This window comes from Pedobacter nutrimenti, assembly GCF_003208655.1.
Lineage (GTDB): Bacteria > Bacteroidota > Bacteroidia > Sphingobacteriales > Sphingobacteriaceae > Pedobacter > Pedobacter nutrimenti.
The window spans coordinates 385,745-404,057 of sequence record NZ_QKLU01000003.1 but is presented as its reverse complement, the minus strand read 5'-3'; the positions used below and the strand labels follow the sequence as shown (position 1 = coordinate 404,057).

The 18,313-nt window shown below is 43.1% G+C and carries 18 protein-coding genes; 10 read left to right on the top strand and 8 right to left on the bottom strand.

The features are described 5' to 3' along the window. Positions 1-60 precede the first annotated feature (60 nt). Positions 61-381 (bottom strand): hypothetical protein, encoded by a 321-nt coding sequence (locus tag B0O44_RS09910; protein WP_146229801.1) that lies wholly within the window; start codon positions 379-381, stop codon positions 61-63. 132 nt (positions 382-513) lie between these two features. Between B0O44_RS09910 and B0O44_RS09905 the strand changes: the two genes are divergently transcribed. The 6 genes from B0O44_RS09905 to B0O44_RS09880 all read left to right on the top strand — a co-directional run bounded on the left by B0O44_RS09905 (position 514) and on the right by B0O44_RS09880 (position 6,525). Further along, on the top strand, positions 514-2,022 hold the full coding sequence (locus B0O44_RS09905; RefSeq protein WP_110829787.1) for an acyl-CoA dehydrogenase family protein: 1,509 nt from the start codon (positions 514-516) through the stop codon (positions 2,020-2,022). Positions 2,023-2,200: 178 nt separating this feature from the next. Beyond that, positions 2,201-2,437, top strand: a complete 237-nt coding sequence (locus tag B0O44_RS09900) for a glutaredoxin domain-containing protein (RefSeq protein ID WP_110829785.1) — start codon at positions 2,201-2,203, stop codon at positions 2,435-2,437. 10 nt (positions 2,438-2,447) lie between these two features. Next, positions 2,448-2,819, top strand: a complete 372-nt coding sequence (nrdI, locus tag B0O44_RS09895) for a class Ib ribonucleoside-diphosphate reductase assembly flavoprotein NrdI (RefSeq protein WP_110829782.1) — start codon at positions 2,448-2,450, stop codon at positions 2,817-2,819. Then, positions 2,816-4,906 (top strand): class 1b ribonucleoside-diphosphate reductase subunit alpha, encoded by a 2,091-nt coding sequence (gene nrdE / locus B0O44_RS09890; RefSeq protein WP_110829780.1) that lies wholly within the window; start codon positions 2,816-2,818, stop codon positions 4,904-4,906. The genes nrdI and nrdE overlap by 4 nt, the downstream gene beginning before the upstream one ends. Before the next feature lie 12 nt (positions 4,907-4,918). Further along, positions 4,919-5,908, top strand: coding sequence for a class 1b ribonucleoside-diphosphate reductase subunit beta (gene nrdF, locus B0O44_RS09885; protein ID WP_110829777.1), 990 nt, complete (start codon positions 4,919-4,921; stop codon positions 5,906-5,908). Between the two features lie 299 nt (positions 5,909-6,207). Then, positions 6,208-6,525 (top strand): hypothetical protein, encoded by a 318-nt coding sequence (locus B0O44_RS09880; protein ID WP_110829775.1) that lies wholly within the window; start codon positions 6,208-6,210, stop codon positions 6,523-6,525. Here B0O44_RS09880 and B0O44_RS09875 read toward each other — a convergent pair. After that, positions 6,515-7,213, bottom strand: a complete 699-nt coding sequence (locus B0O44_RS09875) for a phosphatase PAP2 family protein (RefSeq protein WP_110829772.1) — start codon at positions 7,211-7,213, stop codon at positions 6,515-6,517. The two genes, B0O44_RS09880 and B0O44_RS09875, sit on opposite strands and share 11 nt — an antisense overlap. 217 nt (positions 7,214-7,430) lie before the next feature. Between B0O44_RS09875 and B0O44_RS09870 the strand changes: the two genes are divergently transcribed. Further along, a complete protein-coding gene (locus tag B0O44_RS09870) occupies positions 7,431-7,910 on the top strand; it encodes a PaaI family thioesterase (protein ID WP_211321357.1) in 480 nt (159 codons plus the stop codon). A 12-nt stretch (positions 7,911-7,922) separates the two neighbouring features. After that, positions 7,923-9,326 (top strand): dihydrolipoyl dehydrogenase, encoded by a 1,404-nt coding sequence (gene lpdA, locus B0O44_RS09865; protein ID WP_110829770.1) that lies wholly within the window; start codon positions 7,923-7,925, stop codon positions 9,324-9,326. Positions 9,327-9,380: 54 nt separating this feature from the next. On the opposite strand, the gene B0O44_RS09860 is transcribed toward lpdA, so the two are convergent. The 4 genes from B0O44_RS09860 to B0O44_RS09845 all read right to left on the bottom strand — a co-directional run bounded on the left by B0O44_RS09860 (position 9,381) and on the right by B0O44_RS09845 (position 12,878). Continuing rightward, entirely contained in the window at positions 9,381-9,818 is a 438-nt protein-coding gene (locus B0O44_RS09860) for a hypothetical protein (RefSeq protein WP_110829768.1), read from the bottom strand. Positions 9,819-10,001: 183 nt separating this feature from the next. Further along, positions 10,002-10,619 carry a hypothetical protein gene (locus tag B0O44_RS09855; RefSeq protein ID WP_146229800.1) on the bottom strand — a complete coding sequence of 206 codons (618 nt, stop codon included), beginning with the start codon at positions 10,617-10,619 and terminating at the stop codon, positions 10,002-10,004. 122 nt (positions 10,620-10,741) lie between these two features. Next, on the bottom strand, positions 10,742-11,872 hold the full coding sequence (locus B0O44_RS09850; protein WP_110829765.1) for a helix-turn-helix transcriptional regulator: 1,131 nt from the start codon (positions 11,870-11,872) through the stop codon (positions 10,742-10,744). A 286-nt stretch (positions 11,873-12,158) separates the two neighbouring features. Then, positions 12,159-12,878, bottom strand: coding sequence for a hypothetical protein (locus B0O44_RS09845; protein ID WP_110829762.1), 720 nt, complete (start codon positions 12,876-12,878; stop codon positions 12,159-12,161). Between the two features lie 89 nt (positions 12,879-12,967). Here B0O44_RS09845 and B0O44_RS09840 point away from each other — a divergent pair, with 89 nt between their 5' ends. After that, positions 12,968-15,313, top strand: a complete 2,346-nt coding sequence (locus B0O44_RS09840; RefSeq protein ID WP_110829759.1) for a TonB-dependent receptor — start codon at positions 12,968-12,970, stop codon at positions 15,311-15,313. 234 nt (positions 15,314-15,547) lie between these two features. Next, a complete protein-coding gene (locus B0O44_RS09835; RefSeq protein ID WP_110829757.1) occupies positions 15,548-15,910 on the top strand; it encodes a hypothetical protein in 363 nt (120 codons plus the stop codon). 56 nt (positions 15,911-15,966) lie between these two features. Here B0O44_RS09835 and B0O44_RS09830 read toward each other — a convergent pair whose 3' ends face one another. Together B0O44_RS09830 and B0O44_RS09825 are read right to left on the bottom strand one after the other, a co-directional pair. Next, complete coding sequence (locus B0O44_RS09830; RefSeq protein ID WP_170123302.1) at positions 15,967-16,899, bottom strand: PorP/SprF family type IX secretion system membrane protein; 933 nt, start codon at positions 16,897-16,899, stop codon at positions 15,967-15,969. Between the two features lie 13 nt (positions 16,900-16,912). Continuing rightward, a partial coding sequence (locus B0O44_RS09825; protein ID WP_170123301.1) for an MBG domain-containing protein occupies positions 16,913-18,313 on the bottom strand: 1,401 nt, incomplete at its 5' end.

Sequence of the window (18,313 nt, the reverse complement as noted above, 5' to 3'; positions counted from 1 at the left end):
AGGGTACGAACAAAGGTTAATTAAAGTTAATTAAGGTTAAAGGGGCCTCTTGTGACCGGCTCAGCCATAGAAAGCTTCATAGACCTGCTGCATATAAGCCGTCTGGTGCAATGCAAAAAAGAAGTCCTGCCACTGTTGCCAGGTAAAAACCAGGCAAATGTCCAGACAGGTTGAAGGCAGGACCACCACCTGGGTGCCTTCGGGATTGTATTCCGCATAATCCTCAAAAACAAGTCCTTTGGTCGCCTGGACAAATTCATTAAATTCTTCGAAGGAGAAAATGATCAGGGCAGTTTTATGCCAGATGTTGATGGTTTTACAATCCGGGCAACGGGTTATCAAAACCGACCCCTGACGACAAATAAGGCTTGATTTACACATAAAATTGGGCTTTCAGCTAAAATACCGGATCGACCATTTGCGGCCTGGTTTCGAGGCGGCAAAGACAAAGATCTTATTATTTAGAACAATTCCAAATAATTAAACGTATGTTTGGGTTTAAAACAGATTTGAATGACTCCGGAATACATCAGCAACTTTAGCCAACACCTGAAACATCTTTTCAGAAATAAGTACGACATCAACCAGTTGAGCCTTGAAAGGGGGCTTCCTGCTGAGTTACTTTCTGAAATCATGTCTGCCAAGCCCCTGGCAGCAGCCATCCCTGAACTGTATGGCGGACAGGGCTGCCGGGTAAGGGATTGTCTGGGTATTCTTGCTGCTGCATCTTATGAGTCTTTGCCCCTTTCCCTCACTTTTGGAATTAATATTGCCCTTTTTCTGGAGCCCGTCGCAAAATATGCAGAGCCTGAACTTAAGCCTGAAATTTTCAGCAGGTTTTTACAGGAGCAAAATATGGGTGGTTTAATGATCACTGAGCCCGACTTTGGCAGTGATGCATTGAACATGAGAACGTCCAACCGGCCTGTGCCCGGAGGATTCCAGCTCCAGGGGACCAAACACTGGCAGGGCCTGACAGGTATGGCCAAATTCTGGCTCATTGCTTCAAGAAAACAGCAGGACAATGGTGATCTGGGAAGGGACATTGATTTTTTTATCTGTGATACCCAAAAAGCCGGGCAGCAAATACGGGTTGAGCAATATTATGATAATGCCGGTTTGTATATGATCCCTTATGGTTTAAATAAAGTAGACATCCAGGTTCCGGAAAATTACCGTTTAAGACCGGAAACAACAGGCATTAAAATGATGCTGGATATTTTGCACCGCAGCAGAATGCAGTTTCCGGGCATGGGCATGGGCTTTCTTCAAAGAATGCTGGACGAAGCCACCACGCATTGCCGGGGCAGGAATGTTGGCAGCGGCAGCCTGCTGAGCTTGGACAACGTACAATTCCAGCTTTCCCGTATGCAGTCGGCCTATACCATTTGCTCTGCCATGTGCTATAGAAGCAGTATGATCAGTGGAATAGAACATCACCTGGCCACCGAAGGGCTGGAGGCAAATGCCATGAAAACCGTAGTTACAGACCTGATGCAGGAATCGGCACATTTACTTGTACAGTTATCAGGGGCAAATGGTTACCGCATTTCCAATATTGGTGGCCGGGGAATTATGGACAGCCGGCCCTTCCAGATTTTTGAAGGTTCCAACGAAATGCTCTACGCACAAATTGCCGAAGGGGTTTGCAAACTGATGAAAAAACAGAAAGAAAACCAACTGGCTGCATTTTTGAAAAACTTTGAATTGAGCCACCGTGCCATTGGTTATTTTAAAACACAGCTTTCCTTTAATCCGGGCGATAACCTGCCCCAGCGTAAACTCGTTGATCTGGGCAAAATCATTGCCAGGGTAATTTGCGCTGCTTATGTGCTGGATATGCAGGACCAGGGTTTTTCCGGTCAGCTGAGCGCAAATTGCCTGAGCTTACTGCAACAGGAAATTTCGGCCCTAACAGCACTTTATACAGCTGAAAACCACAGCTTACTGGTTGAAAATTATCAGGATGGAAAAAACTGGATGGACCTGAACGAAATAAAAGTTTTTAACATGGCCCACTGATTCTTTTGCCCAGTGACCTAATACTTTATCTTGTCTTTCCGGAGATTTCTGCTGTATTTTCTTTGGGATTGCCCTGGAATGTGGACAACTATTTAGAAAGATTCTTAATAAAAAAAGGAGATTTGAAAACAGCCCTCGAAGGGCTCATGGTTCATCAACAACATCAAATCATCATCTTATGACAAGAATCCTCAAATTCGAAAAAAACGATTGTGCACCCTGCAAAATGGTTTCACAATATCTGGATCAAAAAGGAATTTCTTATGAAAGCATTAATCCTTTTGACCAGCCCGAAATTGCCCTAAAGTATAGGATACGCTCTGTGCCAACGGTTATTCTCCTTGAAAAGGAAGAAGAAATTAAGCGGGTCATTGGTTTCAAACCAGAAGAATTGTCTCTTTTAACGGCCATCTAAATGCAAACCTATGGTTCCTCTGATTTATTATGACAGTAAAACCGGCAATGTCGAGCGTTTTGTTCATAAAATTAAAGCTTTAACCGGATGGGAAGTGTTGCGCATTACAGAAAACATCGAAATCAAAAAAGCAGGTCACCTGGTTACCTATACCACCCGGATCGGGGAAGTACCCGATAGTACCCAGGCTTTTTTACAACGTTATGCCGATTATGTGACCACCGTATCCTCAAGTGGCAACCGGAACTGGGGCAAAAATTTTGCAAAGGCAGCTGAAACCATTGCCGTAAATTACCATTTGCCCATTCTGCTGCAGTTTGAGCTTTCCGGCACCCAGCCCGATGTACAAAAATTGATTCACCTGATAAACAAAGAAATATGATCACCAAGAAATGGATCCTGCTCAATAATGAGATCATGATCAAAAAGGACGACGAGTTTAATCTTGAAAAAGACAAGGAGGCAGTAAGGTCATACTTTCTGGATTATGTCAATAAAAACACCGTCTTCTTTTACACCCTGAAAGAAAAAATAGACTACCTGATCGAAAACAATTACTACATCAATTTTTACGAGCAGTATTCCTTTGAAGAGCTCCAAAGGGTATATGATTTTGTGTATTCTAAAAAATTCCGTTTTCAGTCTTTCATGAGCGCCTTTAAGTTTTTCCAGAATTACGCCCTGCGGGATGATTCGGGTGAAAAGTTTCTGGAAAGATACGAAGACCGGGTTGTGGCGATCTCTTTATTTTTAGCGCAGGGTAATGTAGAACAAGCCCTTAAATATGCGGAAATCCTCATTAACCAGGAATACCAGCCGGCCACCCCTACTTTTCTGAATGCCGGCAAAAAACGTTCTGGTCAATTGGTTTCCTGTTTTCTGGATGAAATCGGTGACAACATCAATGGGATTGGCTATGCCATTGACTCGGCCATGAAACTCTCTTCTATAGGTGGCGGGGTATCTTTTAACCTTTCCAAAATACGGGCGCGCGGGGAAGCCATTAAAGGTGTGGAAGGCCGGTCCAGTGGCGTGCTTCCTGTCATGAAAATTCTGGAAGATACTTTCTCCTATGCCAATCAGCTTGGTCAGCGGCCAGGGGCGGGCGCGGTATACCTGAATGTTTTTCATACCGACATTGAAGAATTTCTGGATTGTAAAAAGATCAACATCGACGAGAAGGTAAGGATCAAATCACTTTCTATTGGTGTGGTGATCCCGGATAAGTTTATGGACATTGCTGCAGCAGATGAGATCTGTTATCTTTTTTATCCGCATACGGTATTTCAGCAATACGGCATCCCTTTGGATGAAATGGATATGGACCAAATGTACGACCAGCTGGTAGGCAACCCCAAAGTCCGCAAAAAAAAGGTCAACGCCCGGCATTTAATGGTTAAAATAGCGCAGACCCAAAAGGAAAGCGGTTATCCATATTTATTTTTTAAAGGCAATGCCAATAAAGAACATGCTTTACAAAATCTGGGGGATGTAAAATTCTCTAACCTCTGTACAGAGATCATGCAGTTATCTCATGTATCGGACATTGCCATTTATGGCCAGCAGGACACCATCCGTTACGGTATTTCCTGTAACCTGGGTTCACTGAACATTGCCACGGTCATGGAAAACAACCGGGTCAAAGAAGCTGTAGAAACCGCCATGCGGGCCTTGACTGTGGTGTCTGACCTGACCAGCATTGATATGGTGCCCAGCGTACAAAAAGCAAACAAGGAGCTGCACAGCGTGGGTTTAGGGGCCATGAACCTGCATGGCTATCTGGCCAAAAACCACATCATGTACGAAAGTAAGGAAGCCCTTGATTTTTGCAATGTATTTTTCATGATGGTCAATTTTTATTCCCTGAAAAGTTCTATGGACATTGCCCGGGAAAAGGGGCAGCATTTTGAAGGTTTTCAGCAATCCGGCTATGCAGACGGCACCTATTTTGAAAAATACCTCCGGACAGACTTCCATCCCCAAAGCGACAAGGTAAAGCTTTTGTTTAAAGACATGGTCCTTCCGGGAAAAGCGGCATGGGAAGAACTGGCAGAACAGGTTAAAGAACATGGCTTATATCATGCCTACCGCATGGCCATTGCCCCAAACCAAAGTACTGCTTACATTATGAACGCAACCGCCTCAGTGATGCCGGTGGTAGACACCATTGAAGTACGGGAATATGGCGACAGCACCACCTATTACCCTATGCCCTATCTGGACAATGACAATTATTTCTTTTACAAGTCGGCCTATGATATGGACCAGAAAAATGTCTTGCGCCTGGTTTCTGTCATTCAGCGCCATGTAGACCAGGGCATTTCGACCATTCTGCACACCAACACCAAAGACAATACCCGTGACCTGGCCCGCTATTACATTTATGCCCATAAGGCAGGATTAAAATCATTATACTATACCCGGACCCGTAAAGCTTCCATAGAGGAATGTGTTTCCTGTTCCGTTTAAAACCGACCCACCATGACAGCATTTAAAGCCGTAAACTGGAATACCCCCGAAAATGATTACAGTGCCCTGTTCTGGGAACAGAACCTGAGGCAATTCTGGGTGGATACTGAATATATACCCTCCAAAGACATTGACAGCTGGAAAGGACTTTCTCCCGAAATCCAGCAGGCTTATAAAAGGGCCCTGGGAGGTTTGACTTTGCTGGATACCTTGCAAAGCCACACCGGAATGCCCAAAATTCTGGACCATATTGACTCACTGCAAAATAAAGCCGTGCTTTCTTTTATGTGTATGATGGAAGCCATTCATGCCAAATCCTATTCCACGATTTTTACAACCGTGACCACTACACAAGAAATCAATGAACTTTTTGACTGGGTACATGCCAACAAATACCTGCAGTTTAAAGCAGCAACAATTGACCGCTATTACCGCGCCCTGGACAAAAAACAGGTGAATGATGAAGAATTGTTCCTGGCTTTGGGCGCTTCGGTTCTGCTGGAATCTTTTCTGTTTTACAGCGGATTCTTTATGCCCCTTTGGCTTTGCGGACAAGGTGAAATGGTCGCCAGTGCCGACATCATTAAAAAGATCATTGCCGATGAATCTATACATGGCGTATTTGTTGGCCTGTTGGCCCAGGATGTTTATAAAACACTCCCCCATCCGCAAAGGGCGAAAGATAAACTGACCGCCCTGCTGCAGGAACTTTATGAAAATGAGCTAAAATACACTGAAGAGGTCTATACCGACATCGGCCTTACAGCCGAGGTAAAAGAATATGTACGTTACAATGCCAACAAAGCCCTGATGAACCTTGGATTTGAGGAACTTTTTGAGGTAAAAGAGGTGAACCCGATTGTATTAAACGGATTAAACCTGGAAACCACACAACATGATTTCTTTTCAAAGAAATCGACCAATTATGAAAAATCAATGGAAGTGGCCCATCTGAAAGATGAAGATTTCATTTTTGACCTGGACAAGGACCTGCTGGTTTAAAGTTCTTCAACTTAACCCAAAAGAGAAAACGGCTTACGCCAAACGAAAAAAAACAAGCCGCCGCAGGCCGCATCCGAAAAACACTTATTTTTAAGCCCTTCAAAATTAAGCCTTTGAAGGGCTTTTCAGCAAAGTATGTTAATTGTAAAAAGGTTTCTTAACATTATGATAATATTAATTTAATGATTATTTTACGTTACTTGCGCCCATATTCAGATCGTTCATCAGATCCGGCTTAAAAACGGGCAAAACAAGCACCGGCTTTGTAATACGATCATTCAACAAATACAATACATCTCATGAAAAGTAAAAAGAAGCACTCCCAATCCAAATCTGCCAAAAAGGAAATCCGTAAAGCATTGAGCAACCACCTGGTCACAGAACTTGAACAAAGTTTGGTTAAACTGGGTTACGAACTTAAAAAAGTAAAAAAAGAAGTTCATAAAGCCGCCCTTAAATTATCAAAAAAGATCGCTGTAAAACATAAAACAGCAGATGAAAATGCTGCAACAGCCCCAGCAACAGTGAAAACAACGACTCCAGCTCCTTCGGCACCGGCAGCTGCCCCTGCAGTGAAAAAACAAAGCCCGGTAAAAAAAGAAGCTGTTAAGAAATAAGATTGTATTTTGTTTGTGGCCTGGTTTGGCCATAAACAGCTTTTTTAAGAACCAGATGATGGCTGAGCATGCCAGCCATCATTCCTATGACCATACCGGCCAGAACATCCTGTGGAAAATGCTGCGCCAGGTAAATTCTGGAATAGCCTGCTACAGCCGCCAGAAAAAACAACAAAATAACCATATTGTTTTTTCCCGACCAGAGGGAAAGTACAGTCGCTATGGCAAAAGCTGTTGTGGTATGTCCGGAAGGAAATGAACAGCTGTTGTTGGTCACCATCCCCTCTATAAAATATGGATAACGAAATCCGGTTTTTTCGAAGTACAGCTTTGGCCTGTCTTCCCTGAAAAGTATTTTTAATAAAACGGCCACCAGGCCCGAGCTCAAAAAAGCCAGGGTAAGGCTATAGCCCAATCTCCTTTGACGCATCAGGAAACAGACAGCAATAACAGCCAGGGCAAAACATCCGTCTCCCAAATGGGTTAAAACTCTAAAAACCCTGTCCAGCCAGGGTTTATGGTACAGATTAAGCAATACAAAACCTGCCGTTTTTGTATAAGCGGTACAAATGAACAGCAGCGCTGCAAAAAACAATGCATTTAATTTCAGGTACAGCGGAAGTTTTAATATACGGTTGATCATCTCAGACAACATCAGGACCTTTCGGACATTATTATTACAGCACATTGTTTGTCAATGCTTCTATTATCATATACAATCGCTGGGCGGAATGGTACTAGTTGGCCCGGGTTATTTTTTTTTCTTGTAAAATTTACGTCAGCAAACGAGGTAATTTAATACCAATTGGTATATTTGGTTTTCCAAACGAATTCCCTTAAAAAACAGTTGTTAAAACAACTAATCGTTCATTTTCAATTCAGCTTAAAAATACCAATCAGTATATATGAACAATCCGACAGATCACATCAGGCAGGGCCTGATCCAGCAACTGGGACAAACCGTTACCAGTTCCCCTTCTGCCTTTATGTTATGGCTGGCACCGGTCGTAAAAGAAATCAGCGAGGGCACAATGACTTTTGAATACGTGGTAAGAAAAGAAATGACCAATCCCATTGGGACCCTGCATGGCGGGGTAACTGCAGCCATCATGGACGATATGATCGGTGCAACCATTATTAGTATGGGCCGGGAACATTTTTACACCACTGTAAACAATGTAATAGATTACTTTTCAGCAGCCCGGCTGGGGGATGTGGTTACTGGAAAAACAAAAATCATAAAGGCTGGCCGTCAGGTCATTAATGTAGAGTTTGAACTCTGGAACCTTAAAAAGGAAAGGCTTTTGGCCAGAGGCTATTCCAATGCGTTAAAAACAGATCATAAAATTATAGAAACCGCGGTCCATGGGGCTGCAGAAAAATAGATATCAATTCTTATGGAAAATAAATATGACATTGTTGTCATCGGATCGGGCCCTGGTGGCTATGTATCGGCCATACGTGCAGCGCAGCTCGGCTATAAAGTGGCCATTGTAGAAAAATACAGTACCCTTGGTGGTACCTGTACCAATGTAGGCTGTATTCCTGCCAAGGCCTTACTGGACAGTTCCGAACATTATCATCAGGCCAAAGAACAGTTTAAGGCCCATGGCATTCACATGGCTGAACTGAGCCTGGATTTCAAACAGTTTATAGACCGCAAAGCAGAAGTCATCCGGCAAAACACTTCGGGTTTGATTTACCTGATGAAAAAGAATAAAATTGATGTGCACCAGGGCCTTGGAAGTTTTATAGACAAAACCCGTTTAAAAGTGAGCGGCCCTGATCAGGAAAAAGTTTTAACAGCGACTTATTTTATCATTGCCACCGGCTCCAAACCTTCTTCCATCCCAGGTGTAACTATTGATAAAAAAAGGATCATTACTTCAACCGAAAGCCTCTCCCTGGATGCCAGGCCCAATTCAATGGTGATTATTGGCGGCGGGGTAATTGGTGTAGAACTCGCTTCGGTATATGCCAGAATTGGCACCCAGGTGACCATTATCGAATATGCCGATTCCCTGATCCCCACTATGGACAGAGAACTTGGCAAGACTTTATTCAAAACCCTTTCCAAACTCGGCATCCGGATATTGCTCAGCAGTAAAGTCCAGTCTGCCACAGCCAGTCCTTCAGCGGCCTCTGTACAGTTTCTGGACCAGCAGGGCAATGCCCAGGAAGTTACTGCCGACTATTGTCTTGTTGCAGTGGGTAGAAAAGCTTATACCGAAGGCTTAAACCTGCAGGCCCTTGGCATTTCTCCAGAGCCCAACGGAAAAATAAAAGTGAACGGCCAGTTGCAAACCAATGTACCGAATATTTATGCCATTGGTGATGTGATTGATGGTCCTATGCTGGCCCATAAAGCCGAAGATGAAGGGACTTTTGTGGCTGAGGTCATCAATGGGCAAAAACCACACATCAATTACCATTTAATTCCTGGTGTGGTGTATACCTGGCCTGAAGTGGCCTCTGCAGGACTAACAGAAGAAGAGCTCAAAGCCCAGGGCATGGAATATACAGTTGGGAAATTTCCTTATGCGGCCAGTGCACGTGCCAGGGCTTCGATGGATACCGATGGTTTTGTAAAAGTATTGGTTGCCCCTAAATATGGAGAAGTATTGGGCGTACACATTATAGGTCCAAGAGCGGCCGATGTAATTGCGCAAACCGTGGTGGGTATGGAATATGAAGTGACCGCCAGGGACATGCACAAAATCAGTTATGCCCATCCGACCTATTCAGAAGCTTTAAAAGATGCCTACCTGATTGCAGCCGGGCAAGGTGCTATAAATATTTAAAAATCGTTTTCCGGTTTCCTTTTTGGGTCAACCGGAAAACTTTTGCTATGGTCATCAAGCCAATTCGGTCTCGGCTTCTGCTTGCTGCAACTCTGCAGCTTTGGTTGCTGCCTCCAGCGCTGCATTGATTTCATTAAACCTGCTGCGTGCATTGGGGTGTAAGGATAAAATTCCATCTACCTGGGCTTTATTGCCATCGGCAATCTGCTGGTTCAGGTCTTTCACATCCTGCTCGGAGAATGTTCCTTTTTCAAATTTTGCTTTCCACAACAGGATAAAACTGCTCATTTGCCTGGTTTCCATTTCTGTAATAATGGGCTGCAGCGATGCCTTCACCTGGGCCAATTCATGTACGCGTGCGGTGTAGTTTGGATTCAGGGCCTTAAAAAAAGGCATGTTGTAGGCAGAGGCTTTTCTAAGGGTCGTGATCAGATAGACCACCGCAATACCTGCAAGTGCAGCTGTTGCGTAAAATGCGAGATTAAAATTCATTCTGTAAAATCGTATCGGACAATAGGTTAATACCCTGCGCCTGCTTTCCGAAATGTACCTGGTTCCGGGCTTTAGCACAAAAGGCAGGCGAAGATAACAGATTATTCTGCTGTCACAAATATCCGCAAACAAAAAGGCCGGTAAATTAACTATTTACCGGCCTTTTTTATCTTAAAAAACAACCTATTTCAAAGCGCTGGTATGAAGTGCTTTCATATAAGTTTCCAGCTCCGAAAGACTATAACCCTGACCATCCAGGCCAATGGAATAGCGGTCTTTGTATAAATATTTAATGGAAGAACTTATGGATTCTCCTGATTTGGTGTCTTCAGTAATTGCCCGAAGCCCATTGATTTCAGTGGTTTTGCTTTTGGTGCCATTGGACTCAGACTCCGCATCCATACTTAAGGTCATGGCCATTAAGGAAACCACGGCACTGCCGGTCTCTCCTGCCCCATCCAGAATACTGATTTTTACATTTTTATTATCGTCCCCGTATTCGGCCTGGATGGCACTCATACCAGCCATCCCGTAACCGCCAGCGCTAAAGCTTTTTCTTTTTAAACCATTTAAAGTTTCGGGAATGACCGCTTTTAACTCGTCATTTGTTAAAGGGGTTAATTTTTTTAAAGCTTCAGACAGGTCTTTCATCTTATCTGCAGACTTGGCCATTTTGTTCAGGTTGCTTACCCCCTCCACAATTCCACCGCCACTGCTCTGGTCACTTTTTTCTTCTTTTTTTGCATTTCCGCAGGAAAGCATCAAAAGTGCCAGACCTGCCATCATTGTTTTTCTAAGCATGAGGTTATAATTTTAAATGTAACCTAATGTACTAATTTTACATAAAATATCATTTTAAATTATAGGGTTAACAATTTAGTAATCAAAGCACTTTAACTGACTTTTCCTCGGTAAACAGGAGCTTAGACCAGGTGTTGTTTTTGATATTCCGAAGGCGAAACACCAACAGACTCCCTAAACACTTTATTGAAGGTCGACTTGGAATTAAAGCCAGCCTCATAAGCAATACTAAGGATATTATAATTTTGATAACGCTTATCCAGCAACAGGCGTTTACTTTCCTCAATCCGGTAACGATTAATAAACGTATAAAAACTCTCCCGGTAATCTTCATTTAAAATCTGAGAAAGATATCCGGGTTTAATTTCTACTTTGTCGGCAAGCATGGTAAGCGAAAGCTCTTTATCCTTAAAGGGTTTTTCGCTTACCATTAGCGCATCTAACCTGTCTTTATACAAGGTTTTCCTTTCGACGGTAAGTATTGAATTTTTATACTTTGTACCCGAGGCATCTATTTTATTCACACTGAAATCATTGGAAAGTGTTGTATAGATGCTCTTTTGCTGGATGACATGGTAACCAAGATAATAGCTGAACAAAAGATTTCCGACACCAAAAAAATGATCATCAACAAGTCCCTGATTTTGTAAAAACCAGCACAAATAAAGGGGAAAAGCAAATAAAGCCAAATTTCTTATCCAGTTTAAACTGTTCTCCTCTGCGGTAGAAACCAGCTGTTTTACAACAGAATGATGTTTTCTCAACAAGAAAAAAATCATCAGTATGTAGATTAAGTTCACCACTTTATTATAATAAGCCACCATAACAGGAAATGGCATTAGCCCGCTAACAAGCCGATCAAATTCCTGTACCTGGGCGTTGATGTCCTTTAGCTTAAAAGGCAGGAGCCAGATCATATAAATGGTCACCGGGGCAAGGTGGATCAGGTATTTCCATTTAAACCTGTGGTCATTACTGCTGAGCAACAATACGTATAAATACAGCAGCGGACCCAACAGCAGGGAGGCCACATCTCCCATTCCAATGAGCCTGGGGTAATAATTATAATAATGATTTGGGATAAATATATAATCGAGGTTGCCGATACAAAAGAATAAACAAAACGCAGCCAGAAAGCAATTTGCAATATAATCTCGTCCTTCCCTGACCACCTGGGTATAAAGGGCTATACACAAAAAATTGCCACAAGCGAGTAAAATCAACAGTGTATAGGAATTTAACGTAAGGGTCATTTTGAACGGATAAATCCTGATGGAAGACGATTAATAATTTGACCTAATTTACCAATTAATGCCAATTAATAAAGCGTCTAATGCGTTTGCTTACCGTAACCAGGACCAAAACTTTTTCTCAACACCCAATTTAATAACCTTACCGTAAATACAATTCTTTCCCACATAACATTTAACATCAATTGCAGCCTTTATCAGCTACGCTGCAAATTTCCTTGTTATGATCTGAACAAAGGTGCGTTTACATGCAAATGGTCGTATTTCTGGATAGGATCGTACCTGTTAATTACTGCAGCAATAAAAAGTAGTTACAACGGTGACGCACCTGTTGATAAGCAATGCCTTTATAAGTGCCTGGCCTAGGATCTGACCAGTCCTGACGGATAATGTATAAGCCTTTTATGCTCGTCTGAAAAACGGCTTGTCCCTGCCCGTTAACCAGAAGTTCTTTTTCCCAGTTTTCCGGGTTAAAAACCCTAAGTTTTGTGCCTTCCGCAGCGGGTTTGGCCTGATTAAAGGCTTTTACAAGAACCCTTTTGCCTTCCATGAGCGTTGTGATGTCCAGAAACTGTAGGGGTTCGGAGCTGGCCGGCACAACACCAACCTGATAAGCAGCACAGAGGTAATCCACAGGACGGACATTTTTTCCACCGGTTTTGGAACGATCTACCACCGGATGGGTATCATTGATGCCCAGGATCTGATAAACCCCTTCTTTTTCTGGGGTAAATGTTCCTGACCAGCAGTCGCCTTTCAGACTTATGGGTATAGTGAACAAAGGACCGTTTCCATTGCGCGCCCTAATCCGGAACTCCCCGGTAAGTGCCAATTCAGCGCCCCTCTGCGCTATGCGTTGCCCGGATTCGTTAATATTTCCATAGTAAATCCGGATCTCCACTTCTTCCCTCAATTTCCCTGTTCCTTTAATTTCCATCCAATAGGCACTGGCATGACCAAATAAGGGAACGATTAAAAATAACAACAGCAGGTAAGGGGCTTTTTTCATCAGTGCAAAGATATAGTAATTTATTTAGACTCAATATAAATAACTTTATATCTTTGCGCCATATTTAGTTAAACCCCATATACGTATTGATGAAAACTCTACTCAAAATTTTTTTAATTTTTATTTTATCAAATGCGCTCTCCTCTTTTGCACAATCTGCACCTGGAAAAATTACAGGTAAAGTAACACTGGTTGACGGTCAACCGGTTGGTTCTGCTTCCATTACCTTAATGGAAACGCTAAAAGGAACTTTAACAGATGACCATGGCCAGTACAGCTTTACGCATCTTGTACCTGGAAAGTATACGGTGAAAATCCAAATGCTTGGTGCTCCTGAAAAAAAAATATCTGTGGAAGTCCTTTCCGGACAGACCACATCGGCAGATTATCAGTTGCCAAAAGAAAATGTACAGGCCCTGCAGGAAGTGACCATTCCGGGCACAACCAACAGGTTCTCTAAAAAAGAAAGTGTATACGCAGCCCGCCTTCCCTTAAAAAACCTGGAAAATCCACAGGTATACACCACTGTTCCCAAAGAACTGATCACTGAACAAATGGCGGTGGACCTGGGCAGTATTTCTAAAAACGTACCGGGGTCAGGGATTCCCATGCTGGCCAATCAGGGCCGTGTCACTTTCCGTTCCCGGGGCTTTGAAATAGAACCTATGGTCAGAAACGGTGTGGCCGGTTTTTCTTATTCTGCTATTGACCCCGCCAATTTAGAGCGGATTGAGGCCATTAAAGGTCCTTCAGCAACGCTGTTTGGCACCAATTTATCCAGTTATGGCGGTTTGTACAACAGGGTCACCAAAAAACCTTACAATGGTTTTGGTGGTGAACTTTCTCTTTTCAGCGGCAGCTGGAATTTTAACCGGGTAGCAGTTGACCTCAACACACCTGTTAATGCCGATAAAACAGTGCTGTTCCGTTTAAACGGGGCCACGAGTTTTGAAAAAAGTTTTCAGGACATGGGCTTTACCAACAGCATCAGCCTGGCACCGAGTTTCTCTTACCAGGTCAATGACCGTTTCTCCATGTTGTTTGATATTGAATTCGGACAGGCAAAAGGCACTTCTGTCGTCCGTTTTAATCCCTGGACGAAAAGCAAAAAAACTGAAAGTATTGCCGACATGAACTTCCCTTACAACCGTTTATTTGGCAGCAATGACCTGGCTTACAGCACCCAGATGATGAATATTTTTGCACAGTTCAATTATAAGATTTCTGATCAATGGACCTCTCAAACCGTTATTTCAAGGGCCAGGACTTCCATTAATGGCTATATTTCTGCATTGAACGGGGTTACTGACACCACGTTGAGGGCATTGGTCATGAGGGGCTATACGGCATTTATTGCAACCGATTTGCAGCAAAACTTTACCGGTGATTTTAAAATTGGTTCCCACCGCAACCGTTTGGTCCTGGGTCTGGATTATTACAACAACTCCAACACTTTCGACAGGGTACAGATCAATGGTCCGGTGGTTTACTTTACACATCCTGAAATCCCAACCAAAATTACCCAGGCAACCATTGATGGCCTGGCCCCGACTGGTACCATGCGAAATGAAAACAACGGTGACAACAGTTATGCGGTTTATGCCTCGAACGTATTTAATGCGACCGACCGTTTACTGGCCATGTTGAGCTTAAGGCTTGACCGTTACCAAAACCAGGGGGTTACTTCCATGGCAACGGGGATCAATACAGGAAAATACGGGCAGACCGCCCTGTCCCCAAAACTGGGTTTGGTCTATGAACTATGGAAAGACCGGGTTTCTGTATTCGGAAATTACATGAACGGTTTTACCAATAAACCTGGTTCTGATGCTGCAGGAAATGTATTTAAGCCCGAGCAGGCCAACCAGGCAGAAGGGGGTATTAAAGCAGACCTGTTTAACCATAAGCTGGTGGGTACCATTAGTTATTACAATATTGACGTAAAGAATATGGTCCGTACTGACCCGGAGAATGTCAACTTCAATATTCAGAATGGCGGACAAACCAGTAAAGGAGTTGAAATTGAACTGACGGCAAACCCTTTCCCGGGTTTTAACATTGTAGCGGGTTACGCCTATAACGACAGTAAAATGACCCATGCCGACGCCAGCATTGAAGGTTTAAGACCGGCACTATCAGGTCCGGGTAAAATGCTCAATTTCTGGTTGAGTTACCGGTTCCCTGAAGGAAAGTTAAAAGGTTTTGGGGCAGGTTTCGGAGGAAATTCGGGCAGTTCTTCCTTCCAGACCAATACCACCACCAGAAAAGTCATTATTCCTTCTTACACCATGCTTGATGCAACCGTATTTTATGACCACAGCAGGTTCAGGATAGGTTTTAAAGTAGATAACCTGACCAGTGAAAAAGCCTGGTCGGTACGTTTGACCCCACAGGCACCAGCCAGATTTACAGGTAATGTGACCTTTAAATTCTAGTTTCCAATATTTTTTAGGTTAAAATTCCATTTAATGGCCTGTTCTTTGCTTCCTGTAAAAGGATCATTGAAACAGGCCATTTTTATTTAACAATGTCCTATTAATGAGCCAAATGCCTTTTTCCTTGTATTGATGTTCACAGATCAGGGCAGGCTGAATAAAAACCAACTGATTAATGCTATAAATTGACCCTACATCCTATATAAAAACACATTTAACTCTAAATTATACCCTATGGAAACAAACTTTAACGTAACAACTACAGAAGAAGGTAAAAGCGTGGCTGTGGTCAGCTACATTACCATTATCGGCTGGCTGATTGCCTATTTTGCCATGCACAAAGACAAAAGAACGGAACTGGGCAGTTATCATTTAAGACAAACACTACTGCTTTACCTGGTGCTGATTGTGGTCAATATAGCGTACAGGATTATTATTAACATTACTTACTCAGGTTTACTGGAAACAATTTTCGGCATCATCTACCTGATTCTATTCATCTTATGGATTATTGGCCTTATTGGTGCCATCCAGGGTAAAAAGAAAGAAATTCCGTTGATCGGCGCCAAAGCCCAGTCGATGTTCCCAAGCATTTAGAATAACCACTGTATGGTTTATTTTCGCCTGAAGCGTTTATTGCTTCAGGCGTTTTTTTACCTGTTGAATAATCGTAATTTCAGACCCAGTTCAAAGGTTCCATTGGTATACTGACCCAGGGTACCTGTTTCAAAATTGTATGCAAAATTGAAGGCATAACTGTTTTTATCCAGTCCAAAGCCTATACCCATACTTTCACTGCTGTGGTAAATGCCCTGCAGGTTAAGCCCATAATCTTCCATTCTAAAATTAAAGCCGGCATCAACAATATCTTTATAGCCCTTTATAATTCTATATGTGCCTAAAGGTTCAAGTGTCAGTTGTTGTGCAGTCCCCTGAAAATGAATTTTATAGCTAAGGCTGCCAATAAACAACAGGCGATCGGTATCAAACCTGCTTTCCGAGGTTTTAAAAAAAGTAGATTTTAGATTGGGTAGTGCCGCCCCGATCTGAAGCCCATCACTTCTGTAGGCAATCCCCAGGTCGCCATCCAGATATGGCTTAAGCTGGTTGTAACGCTGAACCTGTTCATCCGTTGGGTCTCCGTTTAAATTATTCGAATTGATCCTGGAATCGCTGATGCCCAGAGAAAGGCCAAAACTCAGGTGTTGTCCCTGATGGCTTAAGGGCAAATGATAGGCATAAGTGGCCATAAAACGGTTGGAATTGATCAGTCCAGCCTGATCATGGTTCACCTGAAACCCCAATCCTACCCTTTCTGTTGCCTGCAGCTCGGCGGTCATTGCTGAAATTTTAGGCGCACCCGGAAAATTGTTCCACTGCTGGTTATGCCCGAAATTAAGCACCAACCCTTTTTCCCTTCCGGCGATTGCAGGATTGTACAAATAGGGGTTTTGAAAATACATGGCCTGGAAAGGGTTCAGTTGTGCTTTTACCTGTAAAGTACTGATCATAACCAGCAAAACAAATAGTGTACTGATGGCCTTATTTAATTTTATATGGGGAAAGCTGTTCTTTATGCTAAGCATTGTTTGCATTTTTTTATCTGTTTCTGATGATGGTAATGAAACCTTTAAATGGACTTTTTCCTGTGCCTAAATCGACAATGTAATAATAGGTTCCTTCGGTAAGGGGCTCTCCCGTGCCATTCAGTGCCCCATCCCATTCATTGTTATAGCCATGTTTTGTATACACGATCCGCCCTGCCCGGTCAAATACTTTTACATTATTATTCGGGTACAATTCTATATCCTGTATAACCCAGCGGTCATTTTTCCCATCATTATTCGGGGTCAGGATATTCGTTGCTGTAATAGAACCTTCAGACATTCCCCTATACACATTCAGGATATAGCTGTTTTTAGTTTTTCCATCCTGAGCGGTGACTTCAACAACAATCGTGTTGTTTCCCGGATTCAGGGACACTCCTCTGGAAGGGCTTCCATTGATCAGCGCAACGGCATTGACATCGCTCAGGTTAATACTTATTAAAACACGGTCAATGCTGTTGTCGACCGAGGCGGTATAATTGTGGTTTTGGGCGTTAAATGCTGGCGATAAGGTCCCTGGATTAATGCTTAGGGAAATCACATCGGTATTATTCAGGGCAACTATCGTCAAAATACCGCTGATGTAATTAAAGTTATAATTTGCGGACGATGCCCCGGCAGGAACAATCGGATAATGACCAGCCGGGCTTGACAGGCTTGCCGTGGTAACCGCCGTTGCCGCCGTATTCAATTTTGAAACATCATCTCCATTGACAAAACCACTGTATACTACTGTAAATACCGGGTCAGCTGCCCCATAAAGCCTGCTTTGGTTATTTGCAGTGACGGTTATACCCGCTTTTGCAATGTTTAACTGACGACTGATACTCCCGGCACCAGCCTGGGAAGCGGTGATGTTTACCGTTCCGGCAGCCAGGATATGAACCTGTCCGTTTACAATCGTTGCAATGGCTGGATTATCACTGCTCAAATCAATTGCTATATTGCTGTTACTGCTGGAAACCGGTGGCCTGAAATCGGCATCACCATAAGTTTTACCTGTCAGTGCCGCGAAGTTGAGCATTCCACCTGTAATACTCAGGTTTGCAGGCTGATAATTCAGGATATAATTATTGCCAAGCGATAAACTTCCCTGAACAATGGCATAAGTGCCCGGGTTTTCGCCCGGGACACGGGAGAGCGAACCTGTAAAATAATCACCTGACGCAGGTGCGGTGCTAATTGTAAAGGTTAATAAGGGATCTGTATCGCCATAGTTTTTTGTTTTCGCTTCGGCCCTTACAGTTATGGTTTTGGGAAGAATTGTTAAAGTACCGGTCGCATCAGGTGCCGTATAATTTGAATTGCTTAAACTGGCCACAACGGCATAACTCCCTGCCTGGGTAGGTGGTGCCGATGAACCATTATAGGTGATACTGATGCTGGTTAAACC